The following is a 17780-nucleotide window of genomic DNA, read 5'->3' as shown; positions in this document are numbered from 1 at the left end:
GCTACTTCGCGGCGGCCGCCGGGTCGGTGACCTGCCCGAGGAAGAGCGGCCGCCCGGTGCCGGTGTCCCGGATCAGGAAGAGGAACGGCCGGTCGATGTGCAGTTCGACGGGGTTCGCCCGGACGGGCGCGGCCATCGCCTCCACCCCGACGCCGCTGCCGGCCGCCGCGACCGTGCCCTGCTCGTCGACCTGGACGGTGGCCTTCTGCACCACGGTGCCGATGGCGAGCCGGTCGGAGTCGCCCGGCCCGGGGATGCCGGAGAGGTCGGCGGCGGGCCCGAAGGCGGCCTGGACGCCGAGGGCCTTCAGGGCGGGCGTGAGCTCGTTGGCGGTGTCGAAGTGGAACTTCGGCAGGGTGAGGTCGACGGTCCGCGGGGCGAGCGCGCCGAGGATCCGGTCCAGTTCCGCCTGGTCCAGACCCTTGCGGAAGGCGTCGAAGCCGCCCTGCGCGGGCACCACCAGGTCCATCGCCAAGGTGCTTCCGGCGTAGGGGAGTTCGACGGCCTGCCAGGGTTCGCCGAGGATGCCGCCGGAGCCGTCGGCGTAGCGCAGGGTGGTGGCCTGGGCCATGGTGGGGACGGCGGCGGTGGTGCCGTCGAGGCGGTGGAACGGCCGGTCGGCGGTCTTCCCGGCCTTGAACGGCTCGGCCCACTCGGCCTTGAGGTAGAGCGCGTCGGTGAGCGCCAGCCGGGTGTCCTGGTTGATCTGTCCCGCGCCGAAGAGGTCCTTGATCCGGCCCTCGGTGGCCTTCTCGACGGCCCCGTTGACGGCCTTGCGGGCGCCCTCCGGGTCCTTGCGGAAGTCCGCGGTGTGCACGCCGGTGCCGAAGGCGGCGGCCAGCACGCCGAGGTAGTGCCGGTCGAGCGGCTGGTCGCGCTGGGCCCAGAGGTCGTCGGACTGCCGGAGCACCGGCCCGCCCTTGGCGGTGGCCGTCGCGGGGCGGTTCAGGGCGCCGGTGGCGAGCGCGTACTGCTCGGGGGTCAGCGCGGTGTGCAGCGCCCCGGCGAGTTCGTCGGCGGTGGTGCCGCGGGCGCCGGGCAGCACCATCGCGAGGGCGGTGGCCAGGCCGGACGGCGAGAGCACCAGGTTGCGGCCGGCCGCGGCGGGGTCGGCGGTGAGGGTGTGCAGCAGGTCGAGGCCGAAGGCACCGGTGGCCGCGGCGGTGGCGGCGACCTGGGCGGGGTCGGCGGGCGGCAGTGTCACGGGGTCGGCCCGGACCACGGAGGTGGCGCCGCCGGAGGAGCCGCAGGCGGTGAGCAGGGCGGCGCAGCAGAGCAGGAGCACCGCCGGGCGGCGGGTGCGGACGGACGTCGCGGACATGGCCGGCCTCGCCTCTCGGGTCGCGGCGCGGGCCGGTGCCCGCGCCTCGGTGCCGGTTCGACGCGGCGCGGCGTCGACCGGTTCCCCGGCCTCAGTCCCAGAGCGCGCCGAACTCCAGCAGCTCGTCCCGGTGTTCGATCCGCTCCACCCAGTCGGCCGGCCAGGCGTCGGCGCCCAGGTGGGCGCCGGCGAAGGCACCGGTCAGGCAGGCGATCGAGTCGGAGTCGCCGGAGGAGTACGCGGCCCGGCGGACGGCGGCCACCGGGTCGTCCGGCAGCAGCAGGAAGCAGAGCAGCCCGGTGGCGAGCGCCTCCTCGGCGATCCAGCCCTCGCCGGTGGCCAGGCAGGGGTCGGCCTCGACGTCCGGCGCGGCGAGCGCGGCGTCCAGCCGGTCGAGCACCGCCAGGCACTCGTCCCAGCCCCGGGCGATGAACGCCTCCGGGGTGCGGTCCTGGGCGTGGTCGGCGAGGTCGCCGAGCCAGAACGCGTCGTACCGGGTGCGCCGGGCGAGCGCGTACGCCCGCAGCGCGGCGGGCAGTTCGGCCGGCGCCCGGCCGGTGGCGAGCTCGCGGACGGCGTACGCGGTGAGGTCACCGGCGGCGAGCGCGGTGGGATGGCCGTGGGTGAGCCCGGACTGGAGCTGGGCGGCTCCGGACAGTTGACCGTCCGTCAGCTCGCGGACCAGGCCGATCGGGGCGACCCGCATATTGGCGCCGCAGCCCTTGGAGTCGAGGTCGCTCGCCGCCTGCCAGCGGCGGCCGGGCGTGCTGAGCCGCTGGCAGGAGCGCATGCAGGTCATCCCGGGGGCGCGGTTGTTCTGCGGCGAGCGCCACCAGTCGACGAACTCCTCCCGTACCGGCCGTTCCAGCCGCAGCGGGGTGAGCGGGCCCCGGGCCAGGGCGGTGCGCAGTCCGCGGGCCAGGGCGAGCGTCATCTGGGTGTCGTCGGTGACCAGTGCGCGCTGCGGCAGCGGCAGTTGCCGCCAGTCCGGCCACTGCCACGCGATCGCCTCGATGTCGTCGAACTCGGTGTGCTTGCCGAGCGCGTCCCCGATCGCCAGCCCCAGCATCGCCCCCGTCGCCCTGCCGCCGCCCATGGCCCGCCCCCGCTTCCGCTACACCTCGACCAGCAGTTCCTTCAGCCCCCGGATCACATAGCCCGGCTGCCACTCGGGCTCGCGGACCAGCCGCAGGCCCGGGGCGCGGCGGAGCAGGGTGCCGTAGGACTCGGTGAGCTCCAGTCTGGCAAGCGGGGCGCCGAGACAGAAGTGAATTCCGGCGCCGAAGGTGATGTGCGGGTTGTCGGTGCGGCCGAGGTCCAGGCGGTCGGGGTCGGCGAAGCGCTCGGGGTCGCGGTTGGCGGAGCCGAAGAGCAGGGCGACCTCGGAGCCGCGCGGGATGGTGACGCCGCGGACCTCGATGTCCTCCAGCACCCAGCGCTCGAACATCTGCAGCGGGGTGTCCCAGCGCATCAGCTCCTCGACGGCGGTGGGCAGCAGCCCGTCGACGTCGGCGCGCAGCCGGGCCAGCTCCCCGGGGTGGCGGAACAGCGCCCACCAGCCGTTGCCGGTGGTGTTGACGGTCGCCTCGTGGCCGGCGTTGAGCAGCAGCACGCAGGTGGAGATCATCTCCTGCTCGCTGAGCGCGTCCGAGCCCTCCTGGGCCTGGATGAGCGCGCTGATCAGGTCCTCACCGGGGGCGGTGCGGCGCTCGCGGATGAGGGCGCGCAGGTAGTCGGAGAACTCGGTGCTCGCGGTGACGGCCCGGCGGGCGGCGTCCTCGGTCGGGTTGAGCTCGAACATCCCGGTGATGTCGGCGGACCACGGGCGCAGCAGGTGCCGGTCGGACTCCGGGACGCCGAGCATCTCGGCGATCACCGCGACCGGCAGCGGCTCGGCGACGGCGGCGATGAGGTCGCCGCCGCCGTCCGCGAGCAGTCCGTCGACGAGTTCCCCGGCGAGCCGGCCGACGGTGGGCCGCAGGCCCTCGACCATGCGCGGGGTGAAGGCCTTGGAGACCAGGCGGCGGATCCGGGTGTGGTCCGGGGCCTCCAGGTCGAGCAGGCCGTTGTCGTTGAGGGTGTGGAACGGCTCGTGCGCCGGGTCGGGCTCGGGGCGGCCGAACTCCTGGTGGCTGAACCGGTGGGTGTAGGTGCGGCCGAGCCGGCGGTCGCGGAGCAGCGCGCTGACGTCCTCGAAGCGCGAGACCAGCCACTGGTCGGTGGGTTCGAAGTACGTCACGGGGGCCTGCTCGCGCAGGGCGGCGTACGCGTCGTAGGGGTGGGCCACGAACGCCGCCGACCAGGGGTCGAACTTCGCCGTCGTCGTCATCGGTCGATCACTCCAGGCCATGAGGGGGGAGCCGGAAGGATCATCGTACGCATGCGCTCCGTCCGGCCCCGGCCCTGGCGGCTCGACTCCGTCGACTCGGGCCGCCTCGGCTCTCCCCCGTCGGGTCCGCCTCCGTCGACTCGACCCGTCGGCTCGGCCCCCGTCAGCTCGGCCGCTGCAACCGGATGCTCCCCCGGGCCGTCCGCCCGTCGAACAGCCGCTCGTCCGCCGGACGCGCCGGACGCGGCGGCGGCGCGGAGCCCGGCGCGAGCGGGATGCTGCCCCGGCCGCCGAGCGCCATCAGCCAGGCGGTCAGGTCCGGCCGGCTCCCGTACGGTCCGGCGGCCTGCTCCCAGATCCGGCGCACCAGCGCCAGCTGCCGGTCCGTCAGCATCCCCGGCAGCGGCTCCAGCGGCGCGCCCGGCGCCACGTACGGGTCCTGCGCCAGGGTCCGTCCGATCAGCAGCGCCGCCTTGTAGCGGTCGCTGTCCACCGAGGCGGCGCTGCCGTGCGGGGAGCGCGGGTCCGCCCAGTTGGGCGTGTCCGCCTGCTCCAGCACCGGGGAGGCGCCGACCAGGCGGATGCCGTCGCAGTCCAGCAGGTGCACGGCCGGCTCGGGCAGCACCGTCCACAGCACATTGGCGTGCGAGAGGTCGCCGATCACCAGCCCCCAGCGGTGCAGCCGGTCGATCAGCCCGGCCAGTTCCAGCACCAGGGCGAGGCGCTGCTCCCCGTCCGGACGGACGACGCCCTGGGTGGCGGACTTCTCCGGGTAGAGCAGGTGCTGCGCCTCGGTGAGCCTGCGCGCGCCAGTGGCCGTCCGCCAGGTCATCGCCTGCGGGGCCTCCCGCATCAGGAAGCCGACGCAGCGCGGGCCGTCCACCACCCGGCAGAGCGGCCAGGCGGCCTGGGTGTCCAGCCGGTCCCGCTCGGCCCGCGGCAGCCGGAGCCGCAGGCCGACCAGTTCCTCCAGCGCCCGGCCGTTGACCGCTCCGGCGTCCAGGTAGCGCTTGAACAGCAGGCCGGGGTAGCCGTCTAGGCGCTGCACCCGGCCCTGGCCGCCCCGGCCGGCCTCGTCGCCGACGGGCAGCAGCGCCAGGTCCGCGTCCCCGCCCTCGGCCAGCGCGGTGGCGATGTCCGAGGCGGTCACGGCGCGGCCTCCCAGAGGCAGACCACCGAGCGGTCGTCGTCGTAGCTGCGCACCCGGACCTGGGCCTGCCAGAGGAACTCCGCGAGACCGGGCACCTCCCGGCCCCAGCGCTCGCCGAGCCACGTCCGCAGCTCGGACTCCTTGAGCAGCGGCAGCGCGAGCCCGTCGGTGCAGAGCACCAGCAGGTCGCCGGGGAGGGTGTCGGTGATCAGCCGGGCCCTCGCGTGCTCGTACGCCTCGGGGAGGCAGTCGGTCCGAGTGCTGATCAGCGCGCCTTCCTCGCCGTCCGCGGCCGCTTCGAGGTTCTGCCAGTCGCCGTCGCGCAGCCGCAGCAGGCCGCCGTCGCCGACCGAGACGAAGCCCCGGAACGGGACGGCCGGGTCGGCCGGCACCAGCAGCGCGCGCAGGGTCGTCGAGTAGGACTTCGGCGACAGGCCCGCGCCCTCGGCCTGCTGGGCGAGTTCGGCGGCCGCCGTCCCGATCAGCCGGCTCATCAGGCTGGCGAAGTCGAGTTCGGCGCCGGAGCGCAGGAAGGCCAGCAGGGTCTCCGCCTTCTGCGCGACCTGCCGGGTCAGCAGCCGGACGATCCCGTGGGAGCCGTGGTGGGAGTGCGACTGCGAGCCGACGCCGTCGGCCACCGCGACCAGCAGCAGTTCCCCGGTGCGGACGACCAGGGCGGTGTCCTGACGGCACTCGGCCGCGTAGCGGTGGCCGTCGCCGCGGACCGAGGCGGCGCGGACGGTGACCGGGCCGAACCGTCCGCCGTCCACCACGGTGTCGGGCAGCAGGGCGCCGAAGAGGTCGCCGCCGGTGATGGCGGGGATGTCGGTCGGCTCGGCGGGGTAGGTCGGGGCCTTGCGGCCGACGTGCGTCAGCGGGCCGGTCTCCCGGAAGGAGGGCGGCCGGACGACCGGCCCGGTCCCTTCGAGAGGGCCTGCGACGGCCGGGCCGTCGGCGCCCCACGGCTCGCGGACCGCCGACGGCCCCGGGCCGATCGGGCGCGGCAGGAACCCCTCGGGGACCACCGGCCCGGAGACCACGGGCCGCGCCGCCTCGACCGGCGCCTCGACGGGGGCCGCGGCCGACGCCGGATCCGGGCCCCAGCCGTGCTCGTACACGGAGGCCGCGAGATCGATCGGGTCGCCCTTGCGGGTCGGCGCGTGCTCCGGCCCGGGCTCAGGCGCCCGCCCGGCCGGCGGCTGGTTGTCGTACGCGTTCATCCGGCGGCCCGGCCTCAGAGCTTGTCGAGCGAGACGGAGGTGAACCCGGGCACGTGGTCGTCGACCTGGAGGCTCATGCCCTGGCCGGCCTCGGTGGCCCCGCTCACCGAGCGGACGATCGAGCGGGTCAGGCTGGCCGCGAACTCCCGCAGCGCGACCGCCGGGTTGGCGGCGCCCTCGTCCTGCATGAAGGCCTTGAACGTCGCGACCCGCGCGATCACGCTCCGGTCGGCCTGGCCGATGCCGAAGGCGATGATGTGCGGCCGGAACGCGGCGGCCAGCAGGTCCTGGTAGGGCCGGTCCCAGTCGGAGTCGGTCGGCACGCCGTCGGAGAGGAAGAACACCACCGGGCGGTAGACGTCGTGGCCGTCCGCCTTCAGCGACCGCACATCCCGCTCGATCGCCTGGCGGAGCAGTTCGAAGGCGTTGCCGAAGGAGGTGAGGCCGGAGGCCTCCAGGGCGGGCAGTTCGTCGAGGTCGCTCAGGTCGACCAGCGGCTGGAGCTCATGCGCGTCGGTGGAGAAGCCGATCAGCCCGAACCGGGTCTTGTCGGCGATGGTCGGGTTGGTGCTGATCTCCTGGTGGAGGTCGAACAGGGCCTTGTTGAGGGTGTCGATGTCGGCGCTCATCGAGCCCGACTCGTCGCACACGGCGTAGAACGGGAGGATCTGCACTGCACTTCTCCTTCGATTGGCAGGGCGTTGGCGATCGGCGTTGGCGATCAGCCGGTGTAGAAGTAGATCTCCACCGAGGCGTGCCGGGGGTTGTCCGCGAGCGAGATGAAGTCCCGGGTGGTGGTGCCCCGGAACATCTCCGGACGGGCCTGCGCGAGCAGGCCGTTGACGGTGTGGGCGTAGGCCTGGCCGACGCCGGGGTCACGGTTGCTGCCGAAGGTGAGCACGACGGCGGCCTGCCGTCCGGCGTACCGCTCGGTGGCCGCGCGGATCTGCGCGACCAGGCCGGCCGTGTCCGAGGAGTCCCCGCCGACGTCGACGGTGACCGGGTCGTGCTCGACGCCGCGCGGACCGGTCGGGGTGGGCGTCGCGCTGGGCGCGGCACCGGTGGTGGCGGTGGCGCTCGCGTCCGGGGTGGCGGAGGGCGCGACCGTGGCCCGTTCGGCGGCCATCGGGTCCCCCTGGTCGCCCATCGCGACCAGGGCGAGCACCAGCAGCATGTCGGCGAACAGCCAGCCGGCCAGGTGCACGCCCCGGGCCCGCGGCCGTGCCCTGCGGAACCGGCCCCTCATCGGCCCTGCCCGTGCACCGGCACCTCGTCCAGCTCCAGCAGCGTCCGGTCGTCGATGTCGGCGGAACCGCCGGCCGCGGCCGCGTCGCTGACCCGGGACCGGGCAGCGCCGCCGTCGGGCCCGGGCCCGGACTCCGTCTTCACCATGACGATGCCGCCCTCACCGCGCCGCCCGCCCGGCGCGGACGCCTCCAGGCGCGCCGCCGCCGCGGTGGCCGCCGAGGCCGCCGCCGCGACCCGGTCGGCCAGCAGCGCGATCTCCCGGGCCACCCCGTCCAGCCGCTCCAGCACCTGCCCGTTGACGTCGGCCACGGTCTCCGCACCGGTGGTGAACCCGCGCTGGGCGACCGCGAGGTCGCGCACCGCCTCCTCGACCCGCTCGCCCGCGCCGGCGAGTTCGGCGCCGACCCGGTCGGTGGCCTGCCGGACCAGCTCGGCCGCGTCGGCGACCTGCCTCGCGCCCCGGTGGACGAGGCCGTCGGTGGCCGCCGCGCCGTCCCGGACCGTCTCGGCGAGCCGGTCGCCGCTGTCCCGCACCGCCCGGCCGACCCCGTCGACGGCCTTGCCGATCCCGTCGACCGCCTTCTCGACGCCGCCGACGGCCTGCCGCAGCGGGTCGACCGCCTCACCCGCCTCGGCGAGGCGGCGCTCGGCCCCGGCGACCGAGCGCTCGACGGCCAGCGCCGCCTCGCCCAGCTCCCGCTGGGTGTCGGCGGCCTGGCGGCCGAGCCGCTCCAGGGTCTCGGCCGCACCGGTCAGCTCGGCCACGAAGCGCTGCGGGGTGGCACGGCGGCGCTCGTTCAGCACCACCTGGGCACGGGTGAGCACCGGCGCCAGCTCGGCCAGCAGGTCCTCCGCCTCGCCCTCCGCCACCACCTCCCGGCGCTCGGCGCCGACCCGGCGCACACCGTGCGCGACCGAGAGCGCCAGCAGCAGCGCGATGAACAGGGTGGCGGACAGGGCGACGTCGCCGAAGGTCGCCCAGCCCGGCAGCCGGCCCTCGAAGCCGGTCTGCCAGAGCTGGAGGAACGGACGCGCGGCCTGCCGGGCGTCCGCGCCGATCAGCGCCCGGTAGGCGCTGGTGGCCTGCATCAGCCCGGCCCAGGTGACCAGCAGCGGGACGAACACCAGGGCGCCCAGGGCGACTTCGGTCCAGGCCCAGAACCTCGGCTCGGGGGCCGGCCGCACCGCGGCCCGCACGCTCTCCGGCCGGACGAAGCTGTGCACCAGGTCGAGTTCGGCCCACCGGTCCAGATCGCCGACGCCCGAGAGCGCCAAGCCAAGCTCCCTGAGCTCCTCCTGACGGTGCGCCAGGCCGGGCCGGTCCGCCAGCGCCCGCAGCTCGCCCCCGATCGCGTGCCGGTCCAGCAGTCGGCCTGAGGTCATGAGGGCTCCTTCGTACGCGCCGCCGCGGAGCCGGGGAGACCCGTGCGGCCTCCCCCGTGGCCGGAAGCCGACCACGCCGCTCCGCGCGGCAGCGTAGCGCAGAACCGGCCACCGGGAACGGCGAGTTCACAACGTCGCCGGCCGAACCGCCGGCGCACCGTCCGCCCGGGGAGGCCGCGCCCGGACGCTCAGGCGTACCGCGCGACCAGCCGTTTGACCAGGGCCGGCAGGGCGGTGGAGATCGGCTCGCGGACGACCTCCTCGGCGGCCTCGTCGAACGGCGTCGGCTCACCGTTCACGATGATCAGCCGGGAGCCGGTCTTCACCGCGTTGTACGGCAGCGCGGCCACCGGGAAGACCTGGAGGCTGGTGCCGACGGCGATGAACAGCTCGCAGGCCTTGCTGATCGCGTCGGCCTGCTGCAGCACGTCCGGGTCCAGGTTCTCGCCGAACATCACGGTGCGCGGCCGCAGGATCCCGCCGCAGTCCCGGCACTCCGGATCCGGCTCACCCGCCGCCACCCGCTTCAGGGCCTCCTCCATCGGCCCCACCGCCCGGCAGTCCACGCACTGCACCTCCCGCGCGGTGCCGTGGAGTTCGAGCACCTTGCGGGGCGTCTGCCCGGCCCGCTGGTGCAGCCCGTCGACGTTCTGGGTGAGCACCCGCACCGGCAGCCCGGAGCGCTCCAGCCCCACCAGCGCCCGGTGCCCGGCGTTCGGCTCGGCGGCGAGCGCCCCCGCTTCGGCCCGCATCCGCCAGGCCTGACGGCGGACCTCGGGGTCGGACAGGTACGGGCCGATGGTGACCAGCCGCTGTGCGTCGGGGTCGCGCTGCCAGAGCCCGTTCGGGCCGCGGTAGTCGGGGATGCCGGAGTCGGTGGAGATCCCGGCGCCGGTGAGAACGGCGATCAGCGGGCGCTTGGCGTTCATGCCCCGGACGGTACGGCCCCCGCGCCCCGCCCGCCACCGATAAATCGACCGCCCACGACCCGCCCCCCGGAAACGCCGAAAGGCCCGGAGGCGATAAGCCTCCGGGCCTTTCGATGCAGTAGCGGGGACAGGATTTGAACCTGCGACCTCTGGGTTATGAGCCCAGCGAGCTACCGAGCTGCTCCACCCCGCGTCGGTGAATATGACTCTACGCGAACTCTGCCGAGAAACCTAATCGGTTTCCCGGCCGCCCCCGGAACGCCGCAGGGCGGCCACCCCGGGAGGGGGTGGCCGCCCTGCGGACGGGGACCGTGGACTCAGCCGGTGTACGGGCCGTAGTCGTAGTCGTCCAGCGGGACCGCCTGGCCGGAGCCGGCGCCGAAGGGCGACAGGTCGTAGTCGTCGTAGCCGACGGCCGAGTACATGGCGGCCTTGGCCTCCTCGGTCGGCTCGACCCGGATGTTGCGGTAACGGGGCAGGCCCGTACCGGCCGGGATGAGCTTACCGAGGATGACGTTCTCCTTGAGGCCCAGCAGCGGGTCCGACTTGGCGTGGATCGCCGCGTCGGTGAGGACCCGGGTCGTCTCCTGGAAGGAGGCGGCCGACAGCCAGGACTCGGTGGCCAGCGAGGCCTTGGTGATACCCATCAGCTGCGGACGGCCGGAGGCGGGGTGACCGCCCTCGGAGACCACGCGACGGTTCTCCTGCTCGAAGCGGCCGCGCTCGACGAGCTCGCCCGGGAGCAGCTCGGCGTCGCCCGACTCGATGATCGTCACGCGGCGGAGCATCTGCCGGATGATGATCTCGATGTGCTTGTCGTGGATCGACACACCCTGCGAGTTGTAGACCTTCTGGACCTCGGCGACCAGGTGGATCTGGACGGCGCGCTGGCCCATGATGCGCAGGACGTCGTGCGGGTTGGTGGCACCCATGGTCAGCTTCTGGCCGACCTCGACCGCCTCGCCCTCGCTCACCAGGAGCTTGACACGCTTGGAGACCGGGTAGGCGATCTCGTCGGTGCCGTCGTCCGGGGTGACGACCAGCTTGCGGGTCTTCTCGGTGTCCTCGATGCGGACCCGGCCCTGGGCCTCCGAGATCGGGGCCACACCCTTGGGGGTACGGGCCTCGAAGAGCTCGACGACACGCGGCAGACCCTGGGTGATGTCGTCACCGGCCACACCACCGGTGTGGAAGGTACGCATGGTCAGCTGGGTACCGGGCTCACCGATGGACTGGGCGGCGATGATGCCGACCGCCTCACCGATGTCGACCAGCTTGCCGGTGGCCAGCGAGCGCCCGTAGCAGAAGGCACAGGTGCCGACGGCCGACTCACAGGTCAGGATCGAGCGGGTCTTGACCTCGCTGATGCCGTGGCGGATCAGCTCGTCGATCAGCACGTCACCGAGGTCGGTGTTGGCCGTGGCCAGCAGCTTGCCGTCGACGGTGATGTCCTCGGCGAGCATGCGGGCGTAGACGCTGGTCTCGACGTCGTCCGTCTTGCGCAGGACACCGTCCGCGCCGACGATGCCGATCGCCAGCTTCAGGCCGCGCTCGGTGCCGCAGTCCTCCTCGCGAATGATGACGTCCTGGGAGACGTCGACCAGACGACGGGTGAGGTAGCCGGAGTCGGCGGTACGGAGGGCGGTGTCCGCCAGACCCTTACGGGCACCGTGGGTGGAGATGAAGTACTCCAGAACGGTGAGGCCCTCACGGAACGACGCCTTGATGGGTCGCGGGATGGTCTCGTTCTTGGCGTTGGACACCAGACCACGCATACCCGCGATCTGGCGCATCTGCATCATGTTTCCACGGGCGCCCGAGTCGACCATCATGAAGATCGGGTTGGTCTTCGGGAAGTTCGCGGCCATGGCGTCCGCGACCTCGTTGGTCGCCTGGGTCCAGATGCCGACGAGCTCCTGCTTGCGCTCGTCGTTGGTGATCAGACCGCGCTCGTACTGCTTCTGGACCTTCTCCGCCTTCGCCTCGTAGCCCTCCAGGATCTGGGGCTTGCTCGGCGGGACGATGACGTCCGAGATCGAGACGGTGACACCCGAACGGGTCGACCAGTGGAAGCCGGCCGCCTTCAGGTTGTCCAGGGTCGCCGCGACGGTGACCTTGGGGTAGCGCTCGGCCAGGTCGTTGACGATCGCGGAGAGCTGCTTCTTGCCCACCTCGTAGTCGACGAACGGGTAGTCCTCGGGCAGCAGCTCGTTGAAGAGCGCGCGGCCCAGGGTGGTCTTCAGGCGGAAGGACTCGCCCTCGAACCAGTTGGACTGGCCCTCCTCGTCCAGCGGCGGGGTCCAGCCGCGGGGCGGGACGGTGCCGATGGGCAGGCGCAGCTCGATCGGGGCCTGGACGTCCAGCTCGCGGGCGTCGAAGGCCATGATCGCCTCGGCGGTCGACGAGAAGGTGCGGCCGGCGCCCTTCACGTTGTCGCGGTCCGAGGTCAGGAAGAACAGACCGAGCACCATGTCCTGGGTCGGCATGGTGACGGGGCGACCGTCGGCCGGCTTCAGGATGTTGTTCGAGGACAGCATCAGGATGCGGGCCTCGGCCTGCGCCTCCGCGGAGAGCGGCAGGTGGACGGCCATCTGGTCACCGTCGAAGTCCGCGTTGAACGCGGTGCAGACGAGCGGGTGGATCTGGATGGCCTTGCCCTCGACCAGCTGCGGCTCGAAGGCCTGGATGCCGAGGCGGTGCAGGGTGGGCGCACGGTTCAGCAGGACCGGGTGCTCGGCGATGACCTCTTCGAGGACGTCCCACACGACCGGACGGGCGCGCTCGACCATGCGCTTGGCCGACTTGATGTTCTGCGCGTGGTTCAGGTCGACCAGGCGCTTCATCACGAACGGCTTGAAGAGCTCCAGCGCCATGGCCTTGGGCAGACCGCACTGGTGCAGCTTGAGCTGCGGGCCGACGACGATGACCGAACGGGCCGAGTAGTCGACTCGCTTGCCGAGCAGGTTCTGGCGGAAACGACCCTGCTTGCCCTTCAGCATGTCGCTGAGGGACTTCAGCGGGCGGTTGCCCGGGCCGGTGACCGGACGGCCGCGGCGGCCGTTGTCGAACAGCGCGTCGACGGCCTCCTGGAGCATGCGCTTCTCGTTGTTCACGATGATCTCGGGCGCGCCGAGGTCGAGAAGCCGCTTCAGGCGGTTGTTGCGGTTGATGACGCGGCGGTACAGGTCGTTCAGGTCGGAGGTCGCGAAGCGGCCACCGTCCAGCTGCACCATCGGACGCAGGTCCGGCGGGATGACCGGGACGCAGTCCAGCACCATGCCGTTGGGCTTGTTGGTGGTCTGCAGGAACGCGGAGACGACCTTGAGGCGCTTGAGCGCGCGGGTCTTCTTCTGGCCCTTGCCGGTGCGGATGATCTCGCGCAGGCGCTCGGACTCCTCCGCCAGGTCGAAGGTCTCCAGGCGGTCCTTGAGGGCCGCCGCGCCCATCGAGCCGGAGAAGTAGGTGCCGAAGCGGTCGCGCAGCTCGCGGTAGAGCAGCTCGTCGCCCTCGAGGTCCTGGACCTTGAGGTTCTTGAAGCGGGCCCACACCTCGTCGAGGCGGTCGAGCTCGCGCTGCGCGCGGTCGCGCAGCTGCTTCATCTCGCGCTCGGCGCCCTCGCGCACCTTGCGACGCACGTCGGCCTTGGCGCCCTCGGCCTCCAGCTCGGCCAGGTCGGTCTCGGCCTTCTTGGCGCGGGCCTCGAGGTCGGAGTCGCGGCGGTTCTCGATCTGCTGGCGCTCGACCGAGACGTGCGCCTCCAGGGACGGCAGGTCGCGCTGGCGGCGCTCGTCGTCGACCCAGGTGATCATGTAGGCGGCGAAGTAGATGACCTTCTCGAGGTCCTTCGGCGCCAGGTCGAGCAGGTAGCCGAGGCGGGACGGCACACCCTTGAAGTACCAGATGTGGGTGACCGGGGCGGCCAGCTCGATGTGGCCCATCCGCTCACGGCGCACCTTGGCGCGGGTCACCTCGACGCCGCAGCGCTCGCAGATGATGCCCTTGAAGCGGACACGCTTGTACTTACCGCAGTAGCACTCCCAGTCCCGGGTGGGGCCGAAGATCTTCTCGCAGAAGAGGCCGTCCTTTTCGGGCTTCAGGGTGCGGTAGTTGATGGTCTCCGGCTTCTTGACCTCGCCGTGCGACCACTGGCGGATGTCGTCGGCGGTGGCCAGGCCGATGCGGAGCTCGTCGAAGAAGTTGACGTCAAGCACTGGTCGTCAAGCCCTCTTTCGTAAGTCGAGAGTCGTTCGTGTGGTCTGAGGGGGGCCTGGGGGCGGGCCGGCCCGGGGCTACCGGGCCGGCCCCACCTCCGTCAGACCTCTTCGACGCTGCTCGGCTCGCGCCGGGACAGGTCGATGCCGAGCTCCTCGGCGGCGCGGAACACGTCCTCGTCGGAGTCCCGCATCTCGATGGACTGGCCGTCCGAGGACAGCACCTCCACGTTGAGGCAGAGCGACTGCATTTCCTTGATGAGGACCTTGAAGGACTCGGGAATGCCGGGCTCGGGGATGTTCTCGCCCTTGACGATGGCCTCGTAGACCTTCACGCGGCCGAGAACGTCGTCGGACTTGATGGTGAGGAGCTCCTGCAGCGCGTAGGCCGCGCCGTATGCCTCAAGGGCCCACACCTCCATCTCACCGAAGCGCTGACCACCGAACTGCGCCTTACCACCGAGCGGCTGCTGGGTGATCATCGAGTACGGGCCGGTCGAACGGGCGTGCAGCTTGTCGTCGACCAGGTGGTGCAGCTTGAGGATGTACATGTAGCCGACCGAGACCGGCATCGGGAACGGCTCGCCGGAGCGGCCGTCGAACAGCCGGGCCTTGCCGGTGGAGTTCACCAGGCGCTCACCGTCGCGGGTGAGGGTGGTGTTGTCCAGCAGGCCGGTGATCTCGTCCTCGCGGGCGCCGTCGAAGACCGGGGTGGCGAGGTTGGTGCCGCCCTCGACCGTGTCGGCGCCGATCGCCTGGAGGCGCTGGGCCCACTCGTCGGCGAGGCCGGAGACGTCCCAGCCCTGCTTGGCGAGCCACCCGAGGTGGATCTCCAGGACCTGTCCCGGGTTCATTCGGGACGGGACGCCCAGCGGGTTGAGGATGATGTCGACCGGGGTGCCGTCCTCCAGGAACGGCATGTCCTCGACCGGCAGGATCTTGGAGATGACGCCCTTGTTGCCGTGGCGGCCAGCGAGCTTGTCACCGTTGGTGATCTTGCGCTTCTGGGCCACGTAGACGCGGACCAGCTGGTTGACGCCCGGGGGCAGCTCGTCGCCCTCTTCGCGGTCGAAGACGCGCACGCCGATGACCTTGCCGGACTCACCGTGCGGCACCTTCAGCGAGGTGTCGCGGACCTCACGGGCCTTCTCGCCGAAGATCGCGCGGAGCAGGCGCTCCTCCGGGGTCAGCTCGGTCTCGCCCTTCGGGGTGACCTTGCCGACCAGGATGTCGCCGGTGACGACGTCGGCGCCGATGCGGATGATGCCGCGCTCGTCGAGGTCGGCGAGGACCTCCTCGGAGACGTTCGGGATGTCCCGGGTGATCTCCTCGGGGCCGAGCTTGGTGTCACGGGCGTCGACCTCGTGCTCCTCGATGTGGATCGAGGAGAGGACGTCGTCCTGCACGAGGCGCTGCGACAGGATGATCGCGTCCTCGTAGTTGTGACCCTCCCACGACATGAACGCCACGAGCAGGTTCTTGCCGAGGGCCATCTCGCCCTCGTCGGTGCACGGGCCGTCGGCCAGGACCTGGCCGGCCTCGACCCGGGCGCCCTCGTCCACGAGCACCTTCTGGTTGAAGGCGGTGCCCTGGTTCGAGCGGGTGAACTTGGCGGCGCGGTACGTGGTGTACGTGCCGTCGTCGTTGGCCACGGTGACGTAGTCGGCCGAGACCTCCTGGACGACACCCGGCTTCTCGGCGGTGATGACGTCCGCGGCGTCGACGGCGCAGCGGTACTCCATGCCGGTGCCGACCAGCGGGGCCTCGCTCTTCAGCAGCGGCACCGCCTGGCGCATCATGTTCGAGCCCATGAGTGCGCGGTTGGCGTCGTCGTGCTCGAGGAACGGGATCATGGCGGTCGCGACCGACACCATCTGGCGCGGCGAGACGTCCATGTAGTCGATCTCGGTGCCCGGGATGTAGTCGATCTCGCCACCACGGCGGCGGACCAGGACGCGGGGCTCGGCGAAGTGCAGGTCCGCGGTCAGCGGGGCGTTCGCCTGGGCGATGACGTAGCGGTCCTCCTCGTCGGCGGTGAGGTAGTCCACCTGCTCGGTGACCACACCGTCGACGACCTTGCGGTACGGGGTCTCGATGAAGCCGAACGCGTTGACCCGGCCGTACGAGGCCAGCGAGCCGATCAGACCGATGTTCGGGCCTTCGGGGGTCTCGATCGGACACATGCGGCCGTAGTGCGAGGGGTGCACGTCACGGACCTCGAAGCCGGCGCGCTCACGGGAGAGACCGCCGGGGCCGAGGGCGGACAGACGGCGCTTGTGGGTCAGGCCCGACAGCGGGTTCGTCTGGTCCATGAACTGCGACAGCTGGCTGGTGCCGAAGAACTCCTTGATGGAGGCGACGACCGGCCGGATGTTGATCAGGGTCTGCGGCGTGATCGCCTCGACGTCCTGGGTGGTCATGCGCTCGCGCACGACGCGCTCCATACGGGCGAGACCCGTACGGACCTGGTTCTGGATGAGCTCGCCCACGTTGCGCAGGCGGCGGTTGCCGAAGTGGTCGATGTCGTCGACCTCGACCACGATGTCGCGGCCGGTCTCGTCACGCCAGTCGACCTCGCCGGCGTGCAGCTTGACCAGGTACTTGATCGCGTTGATGATGTCGGGCTCGGTGAGCACACCGGAGTCCAGCGACTCGGCGTTGCCGAGCTTGCGGTTCACCTTGTAGCGGCCGACCTTGGCGAGGTCGTAGCGCTTCGGGTTGAAGTACAGGTTCTCCAGCAGCGTCTGCGCGGCCTCGCGCGTCGGCGGCTCGCCCGGACGCAGCTTGCGGTAGATGTCCAGCAGCGCGTCGTCCTGGCCCTGGGTGTGGTCCTTCTCCAGGGTGGCGCGCATCGACTCGTACTCGCCGAACTCCTCGAGAATCATCTCGTTGGTCCAGCCGAGCGCCTTGAGCAGCACGGTGACCGACTGCTTGCGCTTGCGGTCGATGCGGACGCCGACCATGTCGCGCTTGTCGATCTCCATCTCCAGCCAGGCACCACGCGAGGGGATGACCTTGCAGGAGTAGATCTCCTTGTCGGAGACCTTGTCCAGGGTGGAGTCGAAGTACACACCCGGGGAGCGGACGAGCTGCGACACGACGACACGCTCGGTGCCGTTGATCACGAACGTGCCCTTGTGGGTCATGAGCGGGAAGTCGCCCATGAAGACCGTCTGAGACTTGATCTCACCGGTCTCGTTGTTGGTGAACTCGGCCGTGACGAAGAGCGGGGCCGCGAACGTGAAGTCGCGGTCCTTGCACTCGTCAATGGAGTTCTTCGGCGGCTCGAAACGGTGGTCGCGGAAGGTCAGGGACATCGACCCGCTGAAGTCCTCGATCGGCGAGATCTCCTCGAAGATCTCCTCCAGACCGGACTTGGTGGGGACGTCCAGACCGTTCTCCAGCGCCTCCTCGACCCGGGTCTTCCAGGCCGCGTTGCCGAGCAGCCAGTCAAAGCTCTCGGTCTGCAGGGCCAGGAGGTTCGGGACCTCGAGGGGCTCCTTGATCTTCGCGAAGGAGACGCGGAGCGGGGCGGTGGATGCGGCGGAATTGTTCGAGGCGTTGCGCGGCGCGGCCAAGAGGGGGGTCCTTCCGAGGGCTCGGAGCTCACTACGCGCGTACCAGCCGGGCCTTCACGGGCTTGGTCCCGCCTCCCTCGCCACTGGCCTCTGCCGGGGATCGAAACCCCTGGTCAAAGCCGCTTTGCGGAGGTGGTGCCAGACCCCTTCGGGGCAACGCAAACTCCGGGCGACGAGTCACGGAGCAGCTAACAGGCAGCGCAAAGGGACAGTGTAGCCAAAGGCGACACTGCTGTCCAGCTCTGATTCGGAGACCGAATCGGAGACTCCTCCCGGTAGCCGTCGGGCGCGGGCGCCCGCCGGGTACTGCACCGGCCCGGACTCGCCGGGCCCACGACTCACGTGGAGTCACTTCCCTCCGGAGCCACCGGTTATGCATCCGGCGGCGGACCAACCGGGCCGACTCGCGCC

At 71.8% G+C, this 17780-nt stretch carries 11 protein-coding genes and 1 tRNA gene; all 12 read right to left on the bottom strand.

Annotated features, from left to right (window positions below; genetic code table 11):
- Position 1: 1 nt before the first annotated feature.
- The 12 genes from ACFZBX_RS11500 to rpoB all read right to left on the bottom strand — a co-directional run bounded on the left by ACFZBX_RS11500 (position 2) and on the right by rpoB (position 17369).
- Entirely contained in the window at positions 2-1321 is a 1320-nt protein-coding gene (locus ACFZBX_RS11500) for a serpin family protein (protein WP_391533180.1), read from the bottom strand.
- 91 nt (positions 1322-1412) lie between these two features.
- Positions 1413-2417, bottom strand: a complete 1005-nt coding sequence (locus ACFZBX_RS11495; protein ID WP_391533179.1) for an ADP-ribosylglycohydrolase family protein — start codon at positions 2415-2417, stop codon at positions 1413-1415.
- A gap of 18 nt (positions 2418-2435) precedes the next feature.
- Positions 2436-3650, bottom strand: a complete 1215-nt coding sequence (locus ACFZBX_RS11490; protein ID WP_391533177.1) for a cytochrome P450 — start codon at positions 3648-3650, stop codon at positions 2436-2438.
- A gap of 163 nt (positions 3651-3813) precedes the next feature.
- Complete coding sequence (locus ACFZBX_RS11485; protein WP_391533176.1) at positions 3814-4800, bottom strand: hypothetical protein; 987 nt, start codon at positions 4798-4800, stop codon at positions 3814-3816.
- Positions 4797-6020: a protein phosphatase 2C domain-containing protein gene (locus ACFZBX_RS11480; RefSeq protein WP_391533175.1), complete on the bottom strand. Its 1224-nt coding sequence runs from the start codon at positions 6018-6020 to the stop codon at positions 4797-4799. The genes ACFZBX_RS11485 and ACFZBX_RS11480 overlap by 4 nt, the downstream gene beginning before the upstream one ends.
- A 14-nt stretch (positions 6021-6034) precedes the next feature.
- Positions 6035-6694 (bottom strand): VWA domain-containing protein, encoded by a 660-nt coding sequence (locus tag ACFZBX_RS11475; protein ID WP_391533174.1) that lies wholly within the window; start codon positions 6692-6694, stop codon positions 6035-6037.
- Positions 6695-6741: 47 nt separating this feature from the next.
- On the bottom strand, positions 6742-7266 hold the full coding sequence (locus tag ACFZBX_RS11470; protein ID WP_391533173.1) for a hypothetical protein: 525 nt from the start codon (positions 7264-7266) through the stop codon (positions 6742-6744).
- Positions 7263-8651: a methyl-accepting chemotaxis protein gene (locus ACFZBX_RS11465; protein ID WP_391533172.1), complete on the bottom strand. Its 1389-nt coding sequence runs from the start codon at positions 8649-8651 to the stop codon at positions 7263-7265. Before ACFZBX_RS11465 ends, ACFZBX_RS11470 begins: the two co-directional genes overlap by 4 nt.
- A 188-nt stretch (positions 8652-8839) precedes the next feature.
- The gene (locus ACFZBX_RS11460) at positions 8840-9580 is read right to left on the bottom strand and encodes an NAD-dependent deacetylase (RefSeq protein ID WP_391533171.1); all 741 of its coding nucleotides are present in this window, start codon (positions 9578-9580) and stop codon (positions 8840-8842) included.
- Positions 9581-9699: 119 nt separating this feature from the next.
- Positions 9700-9773: transfer RNA gene (locus ACFZBX_RS11455), tRNA-Met, on the bottom strand.
- Positions 9774-9897: 124 nt separating this feature from the next.
- Entirely contained in the window at positions 9898-13791 is a 3894-nt protein-coding gene (locus ACFZBX_RS11450; protein WP_391533170.1) for a DNA-directed RNA polymerase subunit beta', read from the bottom strand.
- 101 nt (positions 13792-13892) lie between these two features.
- Positions 13893-17369, bottom strand: coding sequence for a DNA-directed RNA polymerase subunit beta (gene rpoB, locus ACFZBX_RS11445; RefSeq protein ID WP_391533168.1), 3477 nt, complete (start codon positions 17367-17369; stop codon positions 13893-13895).
- Positions 17370-17780: the final 411 nt, after the last annotated feature.

The sequence above is a fragment of the Kitasatospora sp. NPDC008115 genome, assembly GCF_042957205.1.
Taxonomy (GTDB): domain Bacteria; phylum Actinomycetota; class Actinomycetes; order Streptomycetales; family Streptomycetaceae; genus Kitasatospora.
This window is presented reverse-complemented; position numbering and strand designations above follow the sequence as displayed.

Excerpts from the sequence above, each read along its gene's own strand:
- ACFZBX_RS11500 (WP_391533180.1), bottom strand. The coding sequence starts at position 1,321 with ATGTCCGCGACGTCCGTCCGCACCCGCCGCCCGGCGGTGCTCCTGCTC.
- ACFZBX_RS11495 (WP_391533179.1), bottom strand. The coding sequence starts at position 2,417 with ATGGGCGGCGGCAGGGCGACGGGGGCGATGCTGGGGCTGGCGATCGGG.
- ACFZBX_RS11490 (WP_391533177.1), bottom strand. The coding sequence starts at position 3,650 with ATGACGACGACGGCGAAGTTCGACCCCTGGTCGGCGGCGTTCGTGGCC.
- ACFZBX_RS11480 (WP_391533175.1), bottom strand. The coding sequence starts at position 6,020 with ATGAACGCGTACGACAACCAGCCGCCGGCCGGGCGGGCGCCTGAGCCC.
- ACFZBX_RS11470 (WP_391533173.1), bottom strand. The coding sequence starts at position 7,266 with ATGAGGGGCCGGTTCCGCAGGGCACGGCCGCGGGCCCGGGGCGTGCAC.
- ACFZBX_RS11465 (WP_391533172.1), bottom strand. The coding sequence starts at position 8,651 with ATGACCTCAGGCCGACTGCTGGACCGGCACGCGATCGGGGGCGAGCTG.
- ACFZBX_RS11460 (WP_391533171.1), bottom strand. The coding sequence starts at position 9,580 with ATGAACGCCAAGCGCCCGCTGATCGCCGTTCTCACCGGCGCCGGGATC.